Here is a 19,172-nt window from a genome sequence, read left to right as displayed (position 1 = left end):
TCAGAACTGGTAGCGGCGGATGCGCCGCTGGACGATGAATAGATAGAAGGACACACCGGCGAGGATGATGAGGAACATCACCGTCGCAATCGTCGCGCCCATCGAGCGGTCGCCCAGCTGCAACTGGAAGCCGAAGAAGACGCGGTAGAGCAGCGTACCGAGAATATCGGTCGAACCATCCGGCCCCGCCAAAGCCCCTTGCACGGTATAAACCAGGTCGAACGCGTTGAAATTGCCGACGAAGGTCAGGATCGAGATGATGCCGATCGCCGGCAGCACCAGCGGCAGCTTGATCTTCCAGAACTGGCTCCAGCCGGTGATACCGTCACATTCGGCGGCTTCGATCACCTCTTCGGGGATGTTGAGCAGCGCGGCATAGATCAGCATCATCGGAATGCCGACATATTGCCAGACCGAGATCAGCGCGACGGTAATCAGCGCCGTGCTCGGCCTGCCGAGCCACGGGGCGAATAACGATTTCAGGCCGATGAAATTCAGAAGCTCTGGCGCAACACCCCAGAGCGGCGAGAGGATCAGCTTCCAGATGAAGCCGACGACGACGAAGGAGAGCAACGTCGGCAGGAAGATGGCCGTGCGGTAGAGGGCGACAAAGCGCAGCTTCGGCAAGGACAGGAGTGCAGCCAAAGCGACACCGATCGGATTCTGCACGCACATGTGAATGGCGAAGAAGATCAGGTTGTTGCCCAGGGCATTCCAGAAATCATGCGACCAACGCTCGTCTCCGAACAACACCTTGAAATTGTTCAGGCCGACGAAGACGGATTGATTGTCGACGACGTTGTAAAGCGACAGCCGCAGCGTTTCGATCAATGGCAGGATCATGATCGCCGTATAGACGACGAAGGCCGGGAAAAGGAAAACTAGGATGTGCCAGCGCTTGGAGCGTCTGATCGGTATGACCTTGAGGGCATCGGATGTCGCAGCGTCGCTCATGGCTTTCTGCCTGTTCTTCTTGGCTGCGTGAGGAGGCGGCAGCACAATGGTTCAAATCCGCCCGCTGCCCCGGCTCTACAACCGGATGGAAACGACATCGGGCGTGTCGAATGCAAAGGCGAAACGATCGCCAATCCAATTATCTAAAACAACGAAAAGGGCGAGGAGCCCGAAAGACCCCTCGCCCGTACCATGCAGTGATTACTTGCCCGGCTTGTACCAGCTGTCGAGGCCCTTCTGGAGCTTCGCGCCAGCCTGTTCCGGAGTATCCGTGCCGTTGATCACGTTTGCGGATTCGGTCCAGGTCTCGTTTTCCAGGTTCGGCGTACCGCGCGAAAGGATCTGATAGGTGGAGCGAACGGTCGACTTGTGATCGTTGCGCCAGGAGACGAATTCCTGGGCGAGCGCATCGCTCATCTTCACCGGATGCGAGTTCAGGCTGAAGAAGCCCGGCAGCGAATTGGCATAGATGGAAGCGAATTCGTCGGAAGCCACCCAGTCGAGGAACTTCTTGGCTTCTTCCTGGTGCTTGCTCTTGGCGTTCAGGCCGACGCCGATATCCGGATGGTCGGAGATGTAGGCGGTGTCACCGGCCTTTGCGACCGGCGGCGGGAATGCGCCCATCTTGAACTGCGCCTGGGTGTTGAAGAGAGCAATTTCCCAGGAACCTGCCGGATAGATCGCAGCCTTGCCCAGCGTGAAGAGGTTCTGGCTGTCAGCATAACCCTGAGCTTCGAAGCCATCGCCGAGGTAGGGCTTCCACTTGGCCAGCTCCTTGTAAGGATCGACCCACGGAGCGTCCGTCAGCTTTTCCTTGCCAGAAATCAGAGCCTTGCGGCCTTCTTCGCCCTTCCAGTAGTTGGGACCGATGTTCTGGTACCCCATGGTTGCGGCTTCCCACAGATCCTTCGTGCCCATGGCCATCGGGATGTAGGTGCCGTCGGCCTTGATCTTGTCGAGAACGGCGAAGAACTCGTCGCGCGTCGTCGGCACCTTGAGGCCGAGCTTGTCGAAGGCGTCCTTGTTGTAGATGAAGCCGTGAATGACCGAAGCCATCGGCACGCAGAAGGTGGACTTTCCGTCGTCGGTCGACCAGGCGGCCTTGGCGACAGCCGAGAAGTTTTCCATCCCCTTCAGCTTGGTGAGGTCGGCAAGATGCTTCTTGTTGAAGAGGTCGAGCGAGGCGTCGAACGGACGGCAGGTGATGATGTCACCAGCAGAACCTGCATCAAGCTTGGCGTTCAGCGACGCATTGTATTCGGTCGGAGCAGTCGGCGAGAACACAATCTTGATGCCCGGGTTCTTCGCTTCGAAAGCCGGGATGATCTTCTCCTGCCAGATCTGCAGGTCGTCGTTACGCCAGCTTTCAACCGTCAGCGTCACGTCGGCCGCATGCGCCAGGCTGACAGAGGTCAGCAGGCTCGATGCAAGAAGCAAGCCCTTCAGAACATTGGTTTTCATTTCCCTCTCCTGTTTTCTGCGCCCGTAGAAAGGCGCTGTTCTCGATCTGAAAATCCGCTGGCCTGTCCGAGGAAACGGTCAGCGCCCCATAGGGCCGCCAATATTGCCGACCCCTCCATGCAAAAGGCTTCATAGGCACCGGCCCGATCAGCCCGATCAATTGCCGCCTGCCGCCGTCAGACGGAGGCGTTGCAAGAACCACGCGGGAAATTCATGATGAACGCCGAAGCGAGATCCTCCTGATCCGAACGGTTTTTGGACAACGACGAGGTGCGCGTCTTTCCGCCTCACCTACCAACTGTTGTTTTTCTGCCGGCTTTGCCGATGTCCATTCTCACTGTTCCCCTGCCACGAATTAAGGCCAAAAAAATACCAATTGTCCAGCCGAATTTAACTTTCCGACACAAAAAGATTGACCACGATAATTTTATGCAATTAATTCAATTATATACAGGCAAACAAAAATGAGCGCATTGCCTATTGGTAAATGGTATTTTTTTGGTATTGTATGGAAAAATGGGGAATAGGCGCATCCGGAGGCATGATGGGGCAGTTTGCAATTGGTATCGATGGCGGTGGCACGAGCTGCCGGGCAGCAGTCATAGACGGCACCGGACAGGTGCTCGGCACCGGCAAGGCCGGCGCGGCCAATATTCTATCCGACCTCGAAAACTCGTTGATCCATATCGTCGCCTCGGCAAAGCAGGCATTGATTGACGCGGGGCTTGCGCCCGAAATGCTGCAGACGCTGCCTGCCGTTATCGGAACTGCGGGCGCCAATGTCGGAAATTACGGCAAGAGGGTCGAAGGTTCCCTGCCCTTTGCCAGAACACGCGTCGTCACAGACGCAACGACAGCGCTTCAAGGCGCGCTCGGCGACGCCGATGGAATCATCGGCGCCTTCGGGACCGGCTCCGTTTACAACGCCCGTCGTGAGGGCAGGATCTGGGGCATCGGCGGCTGGGGGTTTGTCATCGGCGATCAGGCAAGCGGTGCCCGTCTCGGCCGCGATCTGCTTGAAAGAGCTGTTCTGGCGCACGACGGGGTAACGGCAGGCTCGGCGCTCACGGCATCGATCATGGGCGAATATGGCAACGATCCGGAACGCATCGTCGAGTTTGCGCATGCGTCCAAGCCGAAGGATTTCGCTCGCTACGCGCCGATCGTGTTTGAATATGCCGGGATGGAGGATGCAGTTGCCGTCGACATCATCAAATCCGCGGCAAGATCCATAACCGAAAGTTTAGACGCGCTGCTCTGGCCAGAATGCCCTTCGATCTGCCTGCTTGGCGGCCTTGCGCAGGCCTATCGACCCTGGCTTGATCAACGCCACAAGGCGATTCTTGCCGAACCGAAGGGCGATGTTCTGCGCGGCGCTATCGAACTGGCGGCAAAATTTCTGCGGGGTGGAGAGGAAAACAACGCATGACCGAAGATTTGAGCGCGATCTTCTCGCCGGAACGCCTTTCTGGAGGTGGCACAGGTCCGCTTTATGTCAAGCTTCGGCGCACGCTCGAAGAGGCGGTGAAAGTTGGCAGGCTGAAGCACGGGGATGCACTTCCTCCGGAGCGCGATATTGCCGAATTTGCCGCGGTCAGCCGCGTCACGGTGCGCAAGGCGATCGACGATCTCGTCGCGGAAGGCATTCTCGTTCGCCGCCATGGATCAGGCACGTTCGTTGCGAAACCCGTTTCCAAAGTCGAACAACGGCTTTCGCAATTGACATCCTTTACCGAGGACATGGCGAGACGCGGGATGACGGCTCGTTCCGAGTGGCTGCACAAAGGCATCCATACGCCCTCCCCGGACGAGATGATGATCCTTGGCTTGGCGGCCGACACCAAGGTATCGCGGCTGAGCCGTCTGCGCATAGCCGACGATCAACCGCTGGCAATCGAGCACGCCAGCGTCTCCGGCGAATTCCTGCCCGACCCGTCAGTGGTCACGACATCGCTCTATGCGGAACTGGAAAAGCGGCAGGTGCGTCCCGTTCGCGCCGTTCAGCGGATATCGGCGACCAACATGAAGGAGGCGGATGCCGGCCTGTTGGGCGTTCCGGTCGGAGCAGCCGGCCTTTCGATCGAACGAATTTCCTATCTCGGCTCAGGCCGGGCAGTCGAATTCACGCGATCGCTCTATCGCGGCGATGCCTATGATTTCGTCGCCGAACTGACGATAGGTGCAAACTAAGCGAACAGAAGAAGTGTCCTGGAATCAAAAAAACACCGCCCCAGCTTTGGCAGCTGGGGCGGTGTTTTCGTGCGGAATCAAATTCTAAGCAAAGCATCTCAAATCGTTGAAACGACTCGAAATCAGGCGGCGTCCTCGACCTCTGCGCCACGCTTCTCAAGCACATAGTTCAGAACCGGACCCAACCAGCGCTCCACTTCGGCGATGGGCATGTTCTTGCGGGTGGCATAATCCTCGACCTGATCGCGTTCGACCTTGGCGACGCCGAAATAATAGGAGGACGGATGGGCTATATAGATGCCCGAGACGGACGAACCCGGCCACATCGCATAGCTTTCCGTAAGCGTCACGCCCGTCGCGGCCTCCGCGTCCAGCAAACGGAAAAGCGTGTCCTTCTCGGTATGGTCGGGCTGAGCCGGATAGCCCGGTGCGGGGCGGATACCGGCATAGGCCTCGAGCACGAGTTCCTCGCTCGAGAAATTCTCGTCCGTGGCATAACCCCAGAACTCCCGCCGCACCCGCTCGTGCATCCGTTCGGCAAAGGCCTCGGCAAAGCGGTCGGCGAGCGCCTTGACGAGGATCGACGAGTAATCGTCATTGGCCCGCTCGAAACGTTCGGCAATAGCGACTTCTTCGATGCCGGCCGTAACAACAAAGCCGCCGACATAATCGCCGATACCGCTGGAAACTGGCGCGACGAAGTCGGATAGCGCAACATTGGGTCGACCATCACGCTTCGACAGCTGCTGACGGAGCGTATAGAAGGTCGCGAGCTCCTCGCTACGGCTTTCATCCGTGAACAGCCGGATATCGTCGCCATCAGTGCCGGCCGGCCAGAAGCCGATGACGGCGCGCGGGCGGAACCAGTTCTCCGCAATGATCTTTTCCAGCATCGCCTGCGCGTCGCTGTACAGCTGCCGCGCCGCCTCGCCCTGCTTCTCGTCCTCGAGAATTGCGGGGAAACGCCCCTTCAACTCCCAGGTCTGGAAGAATGGCGTCCAGTCGATATATTTCGCCAGCTCGGCAAGATCGTAACTCTCGAATACCTTCGTCCCGAAGAATTGCGGCTTCACGGGCTTGTAGCTCGACCAGTCTACCTTCTCGGCGTTCTCGCGGGCTCTCGCGATCGGCAGGCGTACCTTTTCGGCTTCGCTACGCGCATGCGCAGCCGCGACCTTCGCATATTCTGCCCTGACCGTATCGATATAGCCCGTCCGCGCCTCCGGCGAGAGCAATGCCGACACGACACCAACAGCACGGCTGGCATCTGTAACATAGACCGTCTGACCGCGATGATAGCCTGGATGGATCTTTACCGCCGTGTGGACACGACTGGTGGTGGCACCGCCGATCAGCAAGGGAATATCGAAGCCCTGCCGCTCCATTTCCGAGGCAACATGCACCATCTCGTCCAGGGACGGTGTAATCAGCCCCGACAGGCCGATGATATCGACCTTTTCGGCGACAGCCGTTTCCAGGATCTTCGTCGCCGGCACCATGACGCCAAGATCGATGATTTCGTAGTTGTTGCAGGCGAGAACGACGCCGACGATGTTCTTGCCGATATCGTGAACATCGCCCTTGACGGTTGCCATCAGCACCTTGCCGGCCGATTGCCGTTCGCTGCCACCGCCATTAGCAAGCTTTTCCGCTTCCATGTAAGGCAGCAACACGGCAACGGCCTGCTTCATGACGCGCGCGGACTTCACCACCTGCGGCAGGAACATCTTGCCCGCGCCGAAGAGATCGCCAACGACATTCATGCCGGCCATCAAGGGGCCTTCGATCACGTGCAGCGGCCGCGCGGCGGCCTGACGCGCCTCTTCCGTATCGGCTTCGATATACTCGGTAATGCCGTTGACCAACGCGTGTTCGAGCCGCTTCTCCACCGGCCATTCCCGCCAGGAAAGATCCTGCGCCTTGGCTTCTTTGCCACCGGCGCCGCGAAAACGCTCGGCAATCTCAAGCAGACGCTCCGTGCTGTCAGGGCGGCGGTTAAGGACGACGTCCTCGCAGGCATCCCTTAGTTCCGGGTCGATATTATCATAGACCGCAAGCTGTCCGGCGTTGACGATGCCCATGTCCATGCCCGCCTGGATGGCGTGATAGAGGAACACGGCATGCATGGCCTCACGAACAGGCTCGTTGCCACGGAACGAGAAGGACAGGTTCGACACGCCCCCGGAGATATGCGTCAACGGCATGGTCCGGCGGATCGTTCTCGTCGCTTCGATGAAGTCGACGCCGTAATTGTTGTGCTCTTCGATACCTGTGGCGACCGCGAAGATGTTCGGATCGAAAATGATATCCTCCGGCGGCAGACCCGCCACTTCCGTCAGCAGCTTGTAGGCGCGGGAGCAGATTTCGACCTTGCGCTCATAGCTATCCGCCTGACCCGTTTCATCGAATGCCATGACGACAACGGCAGCGCCGTACATGCGCATCAGCCGCGCCTGCTTTAGGAAATTCTCCTCACCTTCTTTCAAGGAAATCGAGTTGACGATCGGCTTGCCCTGAACGCACTTCAGACCGGCCTCGATGATCGAAAACTTGGAACTGTCGATCATGACTGGAACGCGGGCGATATCCGGCTCGGCAGCGATCAGATTCAGGAACTCGACCATCGCCTTCTCGGAATCGATCAGGCCTTCGTCCATGTTGATGTCGATGACCTGTGCGCCGTTTTCGACCTGATCACGCGCAACAGCAAGGGCAGCCGTATAATCGGCGTTGGTGATGAGCTTGCGGAATTTGGCGGAACCGGTGACGTTCGTGCGCTCGCCGACGTTGACGAAGGGAATGTCCTTGGTGAGCTCGAACGGCTCCAGCCCGGAAAGAGACATGAAGGGGCGGTGCTCGGCGAGCTTGCGTGGCGGATATTTCGAAACCGCTTCTGCGATCGCGGCTATGTGCTCCGGCGTCGAGCCGCAGCAACCGCCAACAATGTTGACGAGACCTTCGCGCGCAAATTCCTCCACTTGCGCCGCCATCATCTCGGGCGTTTCGTCATACTGGCCGAATTCATTCGGCAGACCGGCGTTTGGATAGGCGCAGATGAAGGTATCCGCCGCAGCCGAAAGCTCCTGCAGGTGCGGCCTCATGGCATTGGCACCGAGCGCGCAATTGAGGCCAACGGTGAACGGGCTTGCGTGACGCACCGAATTCCAGAAAGCCGACGGGGTCTGACCCGACAAGGTACGGCCCGAAAGGTCGGTGATCGTCCCGGAAATCATGACCGGCAAGTGGATACCCTTGGCCTCGAAACGCTCTTCGCAGGCGAAAATCGCCGCCTTCGCATTCAGCGTATCGAAGATCGTCTCAATCAGAATGATGTCGGCGCCACCATCGATCAGGCCGTCGATCTGCTCGCCATAGGCGAGGCGCAGATCGTCAAAGCTGACAGCACGATAGCCGGGATTGTTGACGTCAGGAGAAATTGACGCGGTACGGTTGGTCGGACCGATGGCACCGGCCACGAAGCGACGCTTGCCATCTTCGCGCTCGGCACGGATCGCCGCGCGGCGCACGATTTCAGCGCCCTCCTTGTTGAGATCGTAGACCGCGCCTTCCATTTCATAGTCCGCCTGCGCGATGCTAGTGGACGAAAAGGTATTGGTCTCCAGAATATCGGCACCAGCCTTGGCGTAGCGATAATGGATCTCTTCAATGGCATCGGGCTGCGTCAGAATGAGAAGGTCGTTATTGCCCTTCTGATGACATGCGCAACCGATGAACCGATGACCGCGAAACTGGTCCTCATCAAAGCCAAGGCCCTGGATTTGCGTACCCATGGCACCATCAAGCACAAGGATTCGCTCGCTGGCAGCCTTGCGCAGGGCCTGCAGTATCTCGCCGCCATCGCGCTTAGCCGTCCCCGGACCAAAAAGATTGTCAAACATCAGCGAATTCCTCTGGCCTGATTGCGACTTCACGCCCAAATCACATAAAGATATCTTTATGTCAATATATCTATGCCTTTGCCTGCCTTATGGCAAGCATTGCGCTTCCATAGTTTGCGCGATTTCGAGAAAACAAAAGCAGCCGATACTAATTGCTGAACTCGCCATGGACAACGTTAACCCGACGACACAGTTTCATCCATAACGCCATGACAGCGCTTTCGGGCAGCGCTATACGGCTTCAGGAAAAGAATCCATGGAGGACGGCATGAACATACAGGTTGAACCCGCAGCGCTCGGAAACTGGAGCACGCGCGCCTATCATCGACGCTGGCTGCTCGATCAAGCGAATGCGCTTTTTGACTTCTTCCAGTACCGCGCCGTCAATCCCAAAGGCGGTTTCTACGACATGGACGATGCCGGTAAGCCGCTGAACATGGCAAATCCCGTGCGCGGAATTCACTCGACCGCCCGCATGGTGCACTGCTTCTCGATCGGGTCGTTGCTGGGTCGGCCCGGCGCAAACGAGATCGTCGACCATGGCATGAACTATCTCTGGAACCATCATCGCGACACGAAGCATGGCGGCTATTTCTGGTCGCTGAACAATGACGGTCCCGTCGATTCGAGCAAGCAGGGCTATGGTCACGCTTTCGTATTGCTGGCGGCCTCCTCCGCAAAGACGATCGGTCATCCGCTAGCAGACGGCATGTTGGCAGACGTCACGGAAATCCTGAACACGAAGTTCTGGGAAGCAAAGCACGGGGCGATCGCCGAGGAATTCAATCGGGATTGGTCGTTGATCGACGGCGGCACCTATCGCGGCCAGAATTCCAACATGCATCTGACGGAAGCGCTGATGGCTGCTTTCGAAGCGACCGGCGATAAGGCGTATCTCGAAAAGGCCGAGAGTATCGCCGATCTCGTCATCCGCCGCTCGGCGGGCTCTGTCGGCTGGCGCGTTGCCGAACACTTCAATGCCGATTGGGCGCTCGACAAGAATTACCGCGGCAACGAAATGTTCCGCCCGTCGGGCACGACGCCGGGACATTGGCTGGAATGGGCACGTCTTATCCTGCAACTCTGGTCACTGGGGGAAAAACGGCACGATTGGATGCCCGAAGCAGCCAAGGGCCTCTTCTCTCAGTCCATGTCGCTCGGTTGGGATAGCGAGAAAAATGGGTTCTTCTACACGCTCGACTGGGAAGACGTGCCTGCAAAACGCAACAAGCTCTGGTGGCCAGCTTGCGAAGGTGCAGGTGCGGCTCACTATCTGAACGAGCATGCCCCGAGTGATTTTCACGAAGAAAGCTACCGCAAGATCTGGAGCGTCATCGGCCAAGCTTTCATCGATCGCACAAATGGCGGCTGGCATGAGGAACTGACAGAGGATCTGGTCCCGGCTCACACGCTGTTCCCGGGCAAGGGCGATATCTATCATGCCTTGCAGGCATGCCTCATCCCGCTTTTCCCGGCAACGGGTAGCTTGACCAAAGTCATAGCCGAAGCTGGCGGCAATATCTGAGATTGACGGCGGCGCCCGCTGGAAGCCTGGCGCCGCCTCAACCGCTTAGGCTAGGCTGAGATTGTGAAGTTCGTGACCGAGGGTCAAAGCCAAGGCTTCGACGACGAGATTATGGTCCTCGCGCTGTGGCAGACCGGAAACGGTGACGGCGCCGATGCAGCCCGTGCCGTTGACGAAAATCGGAAAGCTGCCGCCGGACGCTGCAAAATCTGCGCTTGAAAGCCCGTTATCCTCGATCGTCTTTCCCTGCTGCTGTAGCCGCAACGTGCTGGCATAGCTGCTGCGGAAGTAGCGCAGCACCATATTGCGCTTTCGGCGAATCCAGTTTGCGTTATCGGGCGTTGAGCCGGGCAAGGCTATGTAGAAAACTGGCATCGAATGCAGCGTGATGTCGATGGCGACGCCCATGTTGCGCTCGCTGGCGAGGTCGCGCAGCAGCTTACCGAGCACCCAAGCCGTCGAAAGGTCAAAAGCATCGAAACGTAGTGTTTCCTCTTGCAGCTCGATACGAGCAAGATCCTGGTCGATCGTCATGGAAAACCTTCTCAAAAAGCGGACCGGCCTATGAAACGCGGAGAGAATGATTTGTCCATCTATCTCTTTGGTATTTCGAAGCCGAGCTTCCATTTCCGGCCGATCGAGAGGTCATATTCGTCCGGCTCGAACGCTTCGAAGCCTCCTCCCGGGTAAAAGGTCAGTTCGCCCACCCGAACCCACTCCGCCGACGCGTACAGATCGACGCGAACGAAATCTATGTCCCGAGCGACCGTTTCGGCGACATGAATCATTTCATCGAGCCGCGACGGGCGGGCAACGTCCCCTGGATATAGACCGAGATAATCCCGATCGTAGAACGGCAGCTTCTGCCAGTCAGGCGTATAGTTGCACGAATAGCCTCGACCGTTTTCCCGTATATCGATCTCGATATGCGAGACCTTCCCATCGAACGTAAAGAGCCGATAGTCCCAGGGAACTCGACCATCGACGAGCAGCATGCTTTCTACCAGAATGCGCGGCTCAAGCTGGCTGTAGGCCCACTCTCTGTTGTAGGAGGCATGATCGATCGCCAACCACTCGCCAGACGGATTGCTCTTGAGAAGCCGTTCCACATCGGCCTCGCCGTAGAGGAACCGGCCCACGCCACTTGCATGGGTTGGCTTGACGACCGCAGGAAGGGAAATCCCCGACCAATCCACGGAGACAAGGTCTTTTCCTACCCAAAGCGTCGGGATGACATATTGATCGCCAACCCTTTCCGCAATCAGCACCTTTGCGTCGGCCTTGTCCACGAAACGCGGAAACAGCGGATTGCGATCGTATAGCTTGCGGGCCTGTATCTTCTCGGTAAAGGTTTGAGGAGATGATAAATTCGGGAAATTACCTCGAATGGTCCTATATTTGAGCGCGCAATAGGGCTTGTCAGGCAAAGGTGACATAAGCCGCCACAGAAGATTGTGCATCCGCTCGCGCAATCCCTTCTGCAGATATCCCGGAATGAGAAATCCATCTCGGTCGGCGGCGCGATCTATCATGGTGAGCGTCTCGAATTTCAACTAGGAGGAAAGCGAAAACTATCAGCCGCCTTTTAACACAAGGTTATGCGTCAGGCCCCTAGATAGAGCGTCATGAGCGTGCCCGTATCCAACCTCCTTAAGAGTTCGCTGATCAGCCTGGCGGCGACATTCATCTCGCTGGCTGCGGGCTTTGCGAGCAGCATCATCGCAGCCCGACTGCTGGGGCCTGCTGGGTCGGGCAAAGTCGCCTACGCATTATGGGTTGCAACATCCGCTGCCGCACTCGCCGATATGGGCCTGCCTCAGATTTTGCTGCGCAACGCAAGCGGTGTCACGGACAATGGCAATGCATGGAAAGCACTGGTCCGCACCGCACTGCACAGTTTCCTTATATCGGTCAGCATGATCGGCGTAGCCATTCTTCTCTTTGCTGCGATAACCTATGCTCATCGCGATGCGTCGCATGCATGGTTCTGGCTGATCACAGGGCTCCTCTTCCTCAGCTATGCGTTCCACGTATTCTCCACCGCCGTAGCCCGCGGAAGAAATCGCTTCGGCCAAACCGCACGCACCACCCTTCTCGGCGGAGCACTGCAAGTTCCGCTCGTCTTCGCTGGGGCATGGCTGCTGGGCCCGACCGGCGCCTTGATCGGTTACATCGCCCGCTACCTGCCACAGGCATTGAAATTACGCGGCTATATCGATCCTGCAGCAAGATCTTCGCGGGAGGCCCTGTCACCGGAAATGCTGCGTTATGGCCGATACATCTGGTTCAGCGATCTCATCGAGATTCTTGTTCTCTCACGCATTGAGTTCCTCTTTCTTGGCGCTTTTCTCTCTCCGACCAGCATCGGCTACTTTGCGGCAGGTCTTGGCCTTGCCGGTCTTATCGAACAGATTATGCTCCAGATATCGCCCGCGCTCGTGGTTAACTTCACCGCGGCACATGCAAAGGGCGACAGGCAGTCGCTAGAAGCATCCTACAGGCGCGTCATTCGAACAGTCGCCTTGATCATGCTGCCGATCAGCATGGGCGGTGCGATCATCATGCCGGAACTCTTACCGCTGATCTTCGGCGATGCATTCGAACCCGCGGTTCCGGCAGCAGCCACGCTGCTAGCCTTCGTGTGGCTTGCCGGCATGTCCGTTATCCCTTGGGGCATCATCAGCGCATCCGGGCGCAGCGCCACCTTGCTGCGGGTACAGATCACAAGCGCTGCCGCCACGATAGTCCTGCTATCAATTCTCGTGCCTTCTTTCGGCCTCGAGGGCGCTGCCCTTGCCCGCGCCGCGATTGTGACGCTGACGTTTGTGTTACTCGGCTGGATGGCTTGGAAGTATGTTCGGGTTGCACTTCCCGTAACAGCATTGGCGAAGACAGTTCTTGCTGCCACTCTCTGCGCGGGTGCAGCAAGCCTCGGCGTCTACATCCTCGACGGGCTGCCAGCACTTTTGAGCGCCATTCCCGCCGGGGCAATCACCTATATGTTGGCAATCCGCTTCCTACGCCTGATCACCCCCGAAGACGCGCAAATCCTGATGGCAACGGCAGGCGGAAAATTGCCGAGAGCATCCCGCCCTTTCGTTGGCAGACTGCTAGATTTCCTTGCACCCGGTTGAGCCGATCAGTGAGTTTCGTATGCAGCAGCCAAGGTTTGCTGCGCAACTTCATCCCAGGTCATGATTCCATCGCGGAAAGCAACCGAACGCCGCATCGTAAGCGCCGCATCGATCTTCTCCCGCCACGCGACCTCGCCTTCCAGTCGATAGGCGATGCCGTTAGGCCTGGTAAAAGGAACGAGATCCGGTAGCAGAATCGGGAGGCCACAATAACTGTATTGCGCGAGTTTCAAGCTCGATTCCGCAAGGTAAACCTCATCCGCGGTGAGACGATAGGGCGCAATGCCGAAATCGGCGTGCTGCAAATAGGGGATGATGCTCTCGAAATCCCGCTCGCCGTAGATCGTGATGTTTGGCCGAACCCATCCCGTCCAAGCGGCGCCAAAGACATGGAAATTAACATCCGGTGCCGCCGCCGCCATGGCGGCCACCGAGGCTTGGTCAAAAAGCATGTTGCCGATGGAAATCGCATTGCGGCTACCGGGCGGATAAGGAGATGGCTGCTCGCGATCAAACAAGGACGCATCAATCCCTTGCGGGATAACTCGCACGCGTCCCCCGGGTGGAAGCATGGCCCCAAGCCGCTCCGAAGGAACGCAAACGGCATCGAAGCGTGCGATCTCCCGAGCCTGAATATCCTGCAGCGCCGGCGCTGCCCCAATGGTTCTCAACAGGTCGCGGCAAAAATACAAGATCCGTGCCTTTGGATTCAGCCTCTTGGCCTTGGCGAAAAAAGCAAGCGGAGAACCACTCTCGACCAATATCAAATCCGCGTCGGTTATGACGCGACGCGCAAAGGGCGGAAAATAACTGCCATAAAGGCGAAAGAGTATGGAATTAACAGCATTGAGAAAGCGATTGCCGGAACTGAAAGCATGCAAGGGCGGAAGATAGGCGCCGGCACTCAAATTGGTCGCGATTATCTGAAACCGATTCGCTTGATCCTGAGACAGGGCGCGAAAACGCCGGCGATCCTTGAGCAAAGTCAGCCAGCTATGGCCTATCGTGAGAAAATGAACCTCATGTCCCTGCTCGGCCCAGCGGGATGCGATAAAATGGATAGACGCCTTGCGATAGCCGCGCAAAAACGCATGCGACGTCAAAATCGCAATTTTTCGGCGTGGCTGAGCCTCTCGATTGGCCAGCCCTACTTCCCCATTTGCCAAAGGCAGTCCCCAACAGCGACCCTTAGCCGGTATATCTCATGACCGACATTCAAACGTCGATTAGGTCGCAGCAGCGAACAATCATTGTCCGGAGCATCGATAGCCGCAACCAAAGCCCAACTTAGCGGGATATGAACCGCAAAGCGTCTAACATGCGGTTAAAGTTGCATCATCAAACATCACACTCACAGGATGCCGCTCTCCTGAAATTGATTGGAAGTGACTTTCAGAGCCATTAATCCGGCTTTGCAGTCGTGTTGCTCTCGCTTGCCTGCAAGGAGCGAACAGGTCATTGATAATGCTTTACGAATGCCTCGCCAAAGGAATATTCCAGCATGAATGCAAAATATGCACTGCCCGCCATCCTGGCTTGCACCTGTGCTGCAGCACCGGCGCTGGCCGACAGCCCGGCTCAGATGGTGTTGCGTGACGGCTTCGACGGCAAGGATTTCGCCCCAACTGGCCACCTTTATTATCGCGACAACGTCGAGCAGAAGGCCGGGACGATCGAGTTTCAATCGGAAGTGAAGCGTACCGGCGTCGGTGCACTGAAGCTGAGCGTCAGGCCAACATGCTCGCTGGGCAACGCAAACTGCAGCGAAAGGGCGGAAATCTGGGAACGCACCAAGTATCGCGTGCCATACGATCAGGGGGTTTGGTACGGCTTTGCGGTCAAGTTCGCGGACCCCATTCCCTCCGGTGACCATCGCTATCTCATCGCTCAATGGAAGCGAGAAATCGGGCCGACTGCCAAAGGAGATTTCAGCCCCTTCCTCGCACTACGACTGAATAACGGCAAACTCTTCGCGACCGTTGAAACCAACTACGTTGCCCCCACCGAGAAGCACCGGCCCAAAAATAACAGCAAGGCCTGCGGTGACGACGCAACGCCGGTCTGGTTTCGTCCGGAAACCAATCAAATGCGCGCATTGGTAGCCACGGATGACAATTGGGGCGAAACCGACGGGGAAGAATTTACCGGCTGCACCAGCGCGATCAAAGTAATAAACCGTGGTAACAAGCTACCGACGCCGGCATCAGGCTGGATCGACTTCGCTATCTACAGCAAGCCAGGTCCAGACGGCTCCGGACATATTGAAATATTCGCCAACAACAAATGGATCGTCACGGTTACCGGCCATATAGGACATGCCGACCGCGGTTTGGGAAAGAATCAATATTTCAAATTCGGGCCCTATCGCGCCGCCGATAGTACCGTATGGACCCTTTATTATGATGATTTTCGCCGCTCACCTCGCTGCGCCGATGTATTGGCTGACCCCAGCCTTTGCCCCATGAAGTGACAAGCCAGCAAGAATATCTCAACAGGGGATCAATACGGCTAATCCGCAAATTCCGAGCGCAAGTTTTTTGGGAGAGAGGCCGAACTTTTTCCTTTCTCGATAGTTATCCTCTTTGGTGAAGGAGGTGACTGAAATGCTTACTACCCATCGCGATTGCAAACAGCATGTGAAGAGGAACGCGATACCTTCTCTGGGGGAAATCGAGGGGCGAGTTGCCGTTCTGGAAATTGTCGCCCAATCCGCATTGACGCACGTGTTCGACGAGGGCGAAGTCGATATAGACGCTGCGTTGCTGGCTCAGATTCGCAGAGCCATGCATCGCAAATGCAAGGATTTGAAGCTCGACGGAGAAGACACAGCATCGGCGCTTTTATACGCCGAGGAGTTGATCGAGGCTGCAGTTAAGGCGTCGCATCCAATTCATCAATGATGCCGTCCAGGCCGAGGCTTGTCCTATCCTTCCTAGTGGCGCTGGCAATTATGCTCGGCGTCCTGCTCTTCGTTGCGCCACACGATACAAAAAGCGAATTCAGCCATCCGACGGCTCCGCCCGGGGAACATCAAAGCCAGCAATGATGTGCCAAAAGGAACCTATGTCACGTTAAGACACATAGGGCCTGCTCCATATCAGGTTGGCGTTAACGTCGCGCGATGAACTCGATTGCAAATCTTCAAAACCAAAGCAGTGTTCGCTTCACGCCACCCCGGTATCAAGCTCCAACAATGAATGGTCTAGCGAATGTCTATGATGGTCAACGCGCCACTTTACCCCGATGACATCGATGTCCTCGCAGGGGCCCTTTTTGCTTGGTGCGCCGAGCGCAGTATCAAATTGCAAAGCCAAGAGGGCTTATCGGCAGCCAATGTCGCTATCGACCTCTACAACGCCGGCTATCAAACGCAAGACCGGCTGCTCGGCGCACTGCACAGATATGATTTTCATTGATGACCTATCTGGGCCATTCCACCCCTGCATATGAAAAGATGGATAATTCACCGAAGTAGCGCATCTCTGTTCTTTCGGCGGAGGTGCTACGATTTTACGCTACCGCCTTCTTGAAAACATTAGCGATGCAGTCCCGTTCTTCGAGAATCCCCAACCATTCGTCCTGATAGAATGTGGAGTCGTAGATTAACGTGAATGGACCCTTGTAGCCGGCCGCGTTGGAAAGCTTAACGCACCGAACATAATCCTCAGCATCAAGGCCCGCAGCTGAATAGTGTCCCTTTGCATGACAAAGTTCAGCGCGGCCCATGATCTTTGCAAGATCATCGTATTTACCGGCTCGCTCCCAATTGCCAAAATCTCCGTTGAGACCGACTTTGCCACGCAGGGAATCAAGAACTCGATTGACTTCCCTTGGTCCGGGCAGCAGGTCGAACCAATTTTCGATAACGAGACGCACCCCCGCCGCTTGGGCCAATTCAGCCAGACGGCGCAGGTGAGTCTCCGCGAGCGTCAAAGCAGAATCCGTCGACTGAGCTTTTCCGGCAATCACCCGCATATTGTCAGCCCCGAGGGCTACGGCAACATCAATCCAACCGGCCATCCACTCGGCATCGCGCTCAACCGTTGCAGGATTGCTGAGATCTCCGTCTTCAACGAGCAGGGTCTGAAGCCTTACGCCTGCGTCTTCAGCGGCATTGCGAAAATCGCCAAGATAGCCAGGAAGCAAGCTCGGCAAATGAAAGGAACAGATCTCAAGCCGAAAAATACCATGCTCGGCACATTGGCGCGGCACTTCAATCAGTTCGATCGTGCCCCTCCCATAAGTCGGCTGACGATCGGGAAGTGCCCGATCGGCAGGCTTGTAGGGATAGGTGGAACCGAGCGCTCGATGCAAGGACCAGGTTGAAACCGCGAAACGATCGGACAAATCAGCCACAAGGTTCCTCCATTGCCATTGGCGGTGAATACAACCAAGAGATAGACGGGATTGGACAGATATCAATCGAAATTATGTAGTTGCTCGTGGCTTCCGTGGAGTCCCCTTTTGTGTGAAAAGCACGCTCAGTCACTACCGCATTTCATGGCCGCCTTTGACCCATCTGGAAATGGCATCAAAAACCAGATCCGCGATCCACATCGCACATACGCCAACGACGAAAGCCGTGGCATTCATGGCTGCAACCTCTTCCCCTGGCAGGGGCCAGTTGATAGCGCGCAGATAAAAGAGAGCCGGCTCCGTCAAATAGGTTGCTGCAAGCGCGCCGCAGATTGGCGATGCAACGATCTCTCGTGCTGTATATTGACGTCTGGACAGACCGCGCAAGATACCGCCTGAGAGGCCGGCGATGACAACTCCGACTTTGATGCCCAGAGCATCCAGAAATTCGTGTAACGTCATCGCTTTTCTCGATTGAATTTGGGGGAGTCGAAATGCCCCGCCTATTTTAGCGGGGCATGCTGTTAAAAATGGCTTCATCTATCGACGGGTGGTTGCGGCTTTATTAAACCCGCAACGCCGTCACGCATGATGTTGATGACGATTTTGAGCGTACTCAAAGCCGCGACGGCGGCAGCAGCAAAACCCGGGCTGACGAAGGATTGCGAACACTCCAACGTACCATCGACGAGTTGGGTGCAGCCCGTCGCCAGAAGAACGGCAATCATGGACGCGGATAGTGCAATCAAGACATTAAGAATATTGTGAAACATATTAGTATTGAACATATATTCTCCTTTTCAGATAAAAGGGACGGTTCATCCACGCGAGGACGCCGGAGTTTCAAGCTTTTGGGAAACGGGACAGGCTCGAGGGGACGCGAATGTCCCGAACATCAGCGCCGTTGATGCCGCCAATATCGAATTACAGCTAGCCTCAGCTAAGCTTGGCGAGCGCGTTCAACTGCCGCCGCGAACTTCTTGGCAAAATCGCCAATTTCGATTGCCCGATCCGTACCATTGATGATCCGACGCGCACCGATCCAATCAGAACCAGTAGCACTGAAATAATCGGCAAGCTTCCTGCCAGTGAAACGACCTTTGACCATGCCGTCAAAAAGAATTTCGATGGCTTTGTGGGAATCAAGAGCCTTGTCCGGATCATCGGCGATACCATACTTGATATAGTTATCTCTGCCGGTGATCTGGACGAGACCGCGCCCACGGTAGCGCCAGCCGTCATCGCTGGCCTCATCCCCATTTCCCATCCGATTGGCATAGGCGCGGTTGGCAATTCGCCGTGGCTGGCGGGAATAGGTGACGGCTTCCTCAGCATTGAAATATTTGGAAAACGTAGATCGTAGTCCCGTCGCCGAATAGTTCAAGTTTTCCGAGACGGCGCACATGGCTTTGTCCGTCTCGTGATAGACCGTCGCCAGCATATAAGCTAGCCAACGGGGGTCGAAAGGTCCTCCTGCCCATGCCGTCAGAATCGCCTCCATACCATCGACCTGACTTGTAGATAGCCGGCCGCCAAAAAGTGACATTCGCACTGCCGAAAAGAACTTCTCGTGGTCCATAACCTTCATTCCAAATTCGGGGCTACTAAATTTAAGATTAGAATCCGGATGTCACACTTCCCGACAAGACATCA

Annotated in this window: 17 protein-coding genes; 7 read left to right on the top strand and 10 right to left on the bottom strand. The window is 56.6% G+C overall.

The window, feature by feature from the left end; translation table 11 throughout:
• Both BJ928_RS19640 and BJ928_RS19635 read right to left on the bottom strand, forming a co-directional pair.
• Entirely contained in the window at positions 1-954 is a 954-nt protein-coding gene (locus BJ928_RS19640) for a sugar ABC transporter permease (protein ID WP_047631967.1), read from the bottom strand.
• Positions 955-1,155: 201 nt separating this feature from the next.
• Positions 1,156-2,415: an ABC transporter substrate-binding protein gene (locus BJ928_RS19635; RefSeq protein WP_047631968.1), complete on the bottom strand. Its 1,260-nt coding sequence runs from the start codon at positions 2,413-2,415 to the stop codon at positions 1,156-1,158.
• A 544-nt stretch (positions 2,416-2,959) separates the two neighbouring features.
• Between BJ928_RS19635 and BJ928_RS19630 the strand changes: the two genes are divergently transcribed.
• Positions 2,960-3,844, top strand: coding sequence for a BadF/BadG/BcrA/BcrD ATPase family protein (locus tag BJ928_RS19630; protein WP_047632328.1), 885 nt, complete (start codon positions 2,960-2,962; stop codon positions 3,842-3,844).
• Positions 3,841-4,605: a GntR family transcriptional regulator gene (locus tag BJ928_RS19625; RefSeq protein ID WP_047631969.1), complete on the top strand. Its 765-nt coding sequence runs from the start codon at positions 3,841-3,843 to the stop codon at positions 4,603-4,605. Before BJ928_RS19630 ends, BJ928_RS19625 begins: the two co-directional genes overlap by 4 nt.
• A 122-nt stretch (positions 4,606-4,727) precedes the next feature.
• On the opposite strand, the gene metH is transcribed toward BJ928_RS19625, so the two are convergent.
• Entirely contained in the window at positions 4,728-8,504 is a 3,777-nt protein-coding gene (gene metH, locus BJ928_RS19620; protein ID WP_047631970.1) for a methionine synthase, read from the bottom strand.
• Positions 8,505-8,772: 268 nt separating this feature from the next.
• Between metH and BJ928_RS19615 the strand changes: the two genes are divergently transcribed.
• Entirely contained in the window at positions 8,773-10,029 is a 1,257-nt protein-coding gene (locus BJ928_RS19615; RefSeq protein ID WP_047632330.1) for an AGE family epimerase/isomerase, read from the top strand.
• A 45-nt stretch (positions 10,030-10,074) separates the two neighbouring features.
• Here the strand turns inward: BJ928_RS19615 and BJ928_RS19610 are convergent, their stop codons facing one another.
• On the bottom strand, positions 10,075-10,563 hold the full coding sequence (locus BJ928_RS19610; protein WP_047631971.1) for a heme-degrading domain-containing protein: 489 nt from the start codon (positions 10,561-10,563) through the stop codon (positions 10,075-10,077).
• A 59-nt stretch (positions 10,564-10,622) separates the two neighbouring features.
• A complete protein-coding gene (locus BJ928_RS19605; RefSeq protein ID WP_047632331.1) occupies positions 10,623-11,561 on the bottom strand; it encodes an ATP-grasp fold amidoligase family protein in 939 nt (312 codons plus the stop codon).
• Positions 11,562-11,654: 93 nt separating this feature from the next.
• On the opposite strand from BJ928_RS19605, the gene BJ928_RS19600 reads away from it, so the two are divergent.
• Positions 11,655-13,163: an oligosaccharide flippase family protein gene (locus tag BJ928_RS19600; RefSeq protein WP_047631972.1), complete on the top strand. Its 1,509-nt coding sequence runs from the start codon at positions 11,655-11,657 to the stop codon at positions 13,161-13,163.
• Positions 13,164-13,168: 5 nt separating this feature from the next.
• Here BJ928_RS19600 and BJ928_RS19595 read toward each other — a convergent pair whose 3' ends face one another.
• Positions 13,169-14,329, bottom strand: a complete 1,161-nt coding sequence (locus tag BJ928_RS19595) for a polysaccharide biosynthesis protein GumK (protein WP_183079432.1) — start codon at positions 14,327-14,329, stop codon at positions 13,169-13,171.
• Positions 14,330-14,745: 416 nt separating this feature from the next.
• On the opposite strand from BJ928_RS19595, the gene BJ928_RS19590 reads away from it, so the two are divergent.
• The 3 genes from BJ928_RS19590 to BJ928_RS19580 all read left to right on the top strand — a co-directional run bounded on the left by BJ928_RS19590 (position 14,746) and on the right by BJ928_RS19580 (position 16,579).
• Positions 14,746-15,633, top strand: a complete 888-nt coding sequence (locus BJ928_RS19590; protein WP_245432435.1) for a polysaccharide lyase — start codon at positions 14,746-14,748, stop codon at positions 15,631-15,633.
• 133 nt (positions 15,634-15,766) lie between these two features.
• Positions 15,767-16,063 carry a hypothetical protein gene (locus tag BJ928_RS19585; protein WP_047631974.1) on the top strand — a complete coding sequence of 99 codons (297 nt, stop codon included), beginning with the start codon at positions 15,767-15,769 and terminating at the stop codon, positions 16,061-16,063.
• Between the two features lie 309 nt (positions 16,064-16,372).
• On the top strand, positions 16,373-16,579 hold the full coding sequence (locus BJ928_RS19580) for a hypothetical protein (protein WP_047631975.1): 207 nt from the start codon (positions 16,373-16,375) through the stop codon (positions 16,577-16,579).
• Between the two features lie 94 nt (positions 16,580-16,673).
• Here the strand turns inward: BJ928_RS19580 and BJ928_RS19575 are convergent, their stop codons facing one another.
• From BJ928_RS19575 to BJ928_RS19560, 4 genes are all read right to left on the bottom strand, one after another.
• Complete coding sequence (locus tag BJ928_RS19575) at positions 16,674-17,519, bottom strand: TIM barrel protein (RefSeq protein ID WP_047631976.1); 846 nt, start codon at positions 17,517-17,519, stop codon at positions 16,674-16,676.
• A 132-nt stretch (positions 17,520-17,651) separates the two neighbouring features.
• Positions 17,652-17,981, bottom strand: coding sequence for a hypothetical protein (locus BJ928_RS19570; RefSeq protein ID WP_047631977.1), 330 nt, complete (start codon positions 17,979-17,981; stop codon positions 17,652-17,654).
• Between the two features lie 74 nt (positions 17,982-18,055).
• Positions 18,056-18,307, bottom strand: coding sequence for a hypothetical protein (locus tag BJ928_RS19565; protein WP_047631978.1), 252 nt, complete (start codon positions 18,305-18,307; stop codon positions 18,056-18,058).
• Between the two features lie 152 nt (positions 18,308-18,459).
• Positions 18,460-19,098, bottom strand: coding sequence for a hypothetical protein (locus BJ928_RS19560; RefSeq protein ID WP_047631979.1), 639 nt, complete (start codon positions 19,096-19,098; stop codon positions 18,460-18,462).
• Positions 19,099-19,172: the final 74 nt, after the last annotated feature.

It is taken from the genome of Rhizobium sp. WW_1 (assembly GCF_003610155.1).
GTDB classification, from domain to species: Bacteria; Pseudomonadota; Alphaproteobacteria; order Rhizobiales; family Rhizobiaceae; genus Rhizobium; species Rhizobium tropici_A.
Note: the sequence above shows the minus strand (reverse complement) of the source record. Positions and strands in the feature narration are given on the sequence as shown.

What these genes read in the sequence shown, in the direction of transcription:
- BJ928_RS19640 (WP_047631967.1), bottom strand. Translation starts at nt 954, where the DNA reads ATGAGCGACGCTGCGACATCCGATGCCCTCAAGGTCATACCGATCAGA.
- BJ928_RS19635 (WP_047631968.1), bottom strand. Translation starts at nt 2,415, where the DNA reads ATGAAAACCAATGTTCTGAAGGGCTTGCTTCTTGCATCGAGCCTGCTG.
- BJ928_RS19630 (WP_047632328.1), top strand. Translation starts at nt 2,960, where the DNA reads ATGGGGCAGTTTGCAATTGGTATCGATGGCGGTGGCACGAGCTGCCGG.
- BJ928_RS19625 (WP_047631969.1), top strand. Translation starts at nt 3,841, where the DNA reads ATGACCGAAGATTTGAGCGCGATCTTCTCGCCGGAACGCCTTTCTGGA.
- metH (WP_047631970.1), bottom strand. Translation starts at nt 8,504, where the DNA reads ATGTTTGACAATCTTTTTGGTCCGGGGACGGCTAAGCGCGATGGCGGC.
- BJ928_RS19615 (WP_047632330.1), top strand. Translation starts at nt 8,773, where the DNA reads ATGAACATACAGGTTGAACCCGCAGCGCTCGGAAACTGGAGCACGCGC.
- BJ928_RS19610 (WP_047631971.1), bottom strand. Translation starts at nt 10,563, where the DNA reads ATGACGATCGACCAGGATCTTGCTCGTATCGAGCTGCAAGAGGAAACA.
- BJ928_RS19605 (WP_047632331.1), bottom strand. Translation starts at nt 11,561, where the DNA reads ATGATAGATCGCGCCGCCGACCGAGATGGATTTCTCATTCCGGGATAT.
- BJ928_RS19600 (WP_047631972.1), top strand. Translation starts at nt 11,655, where the DNA reads ATGAGCGTGCCCGTATCCAACCTCCTTAAGAGTTCGCTGATCAGCCTG.
- BJ928_RS19590 (WP_245432435.1), top strand. Translation starts at nt 14,746, where the DNA reads ATGGTGTTGCGTGACGGCTTCGACGGCAAGGATTTCGCCCCAACTGGC.
- BJ928_RS19585 (WP_047631974.1), top strand. Translation starts at nt 15,767, where the DNA reads ATGCTTACTACCCATCGCGATTGCAAACAGCATGTGAAGAGGAACGCG.
- BJ928_RS19580 (WP_047631975.1), top strand. Translation starts at nt 16,373, where the DNA reads ATGTCTATGATGGTCAACGCGCCACTTTACCCCGATGACATCGATGTC.
- BJ928_RS19570 (WP_047631977.1), bottom strand. Translation starts at nt 17,981, where the DNA reads ATGACGTTACACGAATTTCTGGATGCTCTGGGCATCAAAGTCGGAGTT.
- BJ928_RS19565 (WP_047631978.1), bottom strand. Translation starts at nt 18,307, where the DNA reads ATGTTCAATACTAATATGTTTCACAATATTCTTAATGTCTTGATTGCA.
- BJ928_RS19560 (WP_047631979.1), bottom strand. Translation starts at nt 19,098, where the DNA reads ATGGACCACGAGAAGTTCTTTTCGGCAGTGCGAATGTCACTTTTTGGC.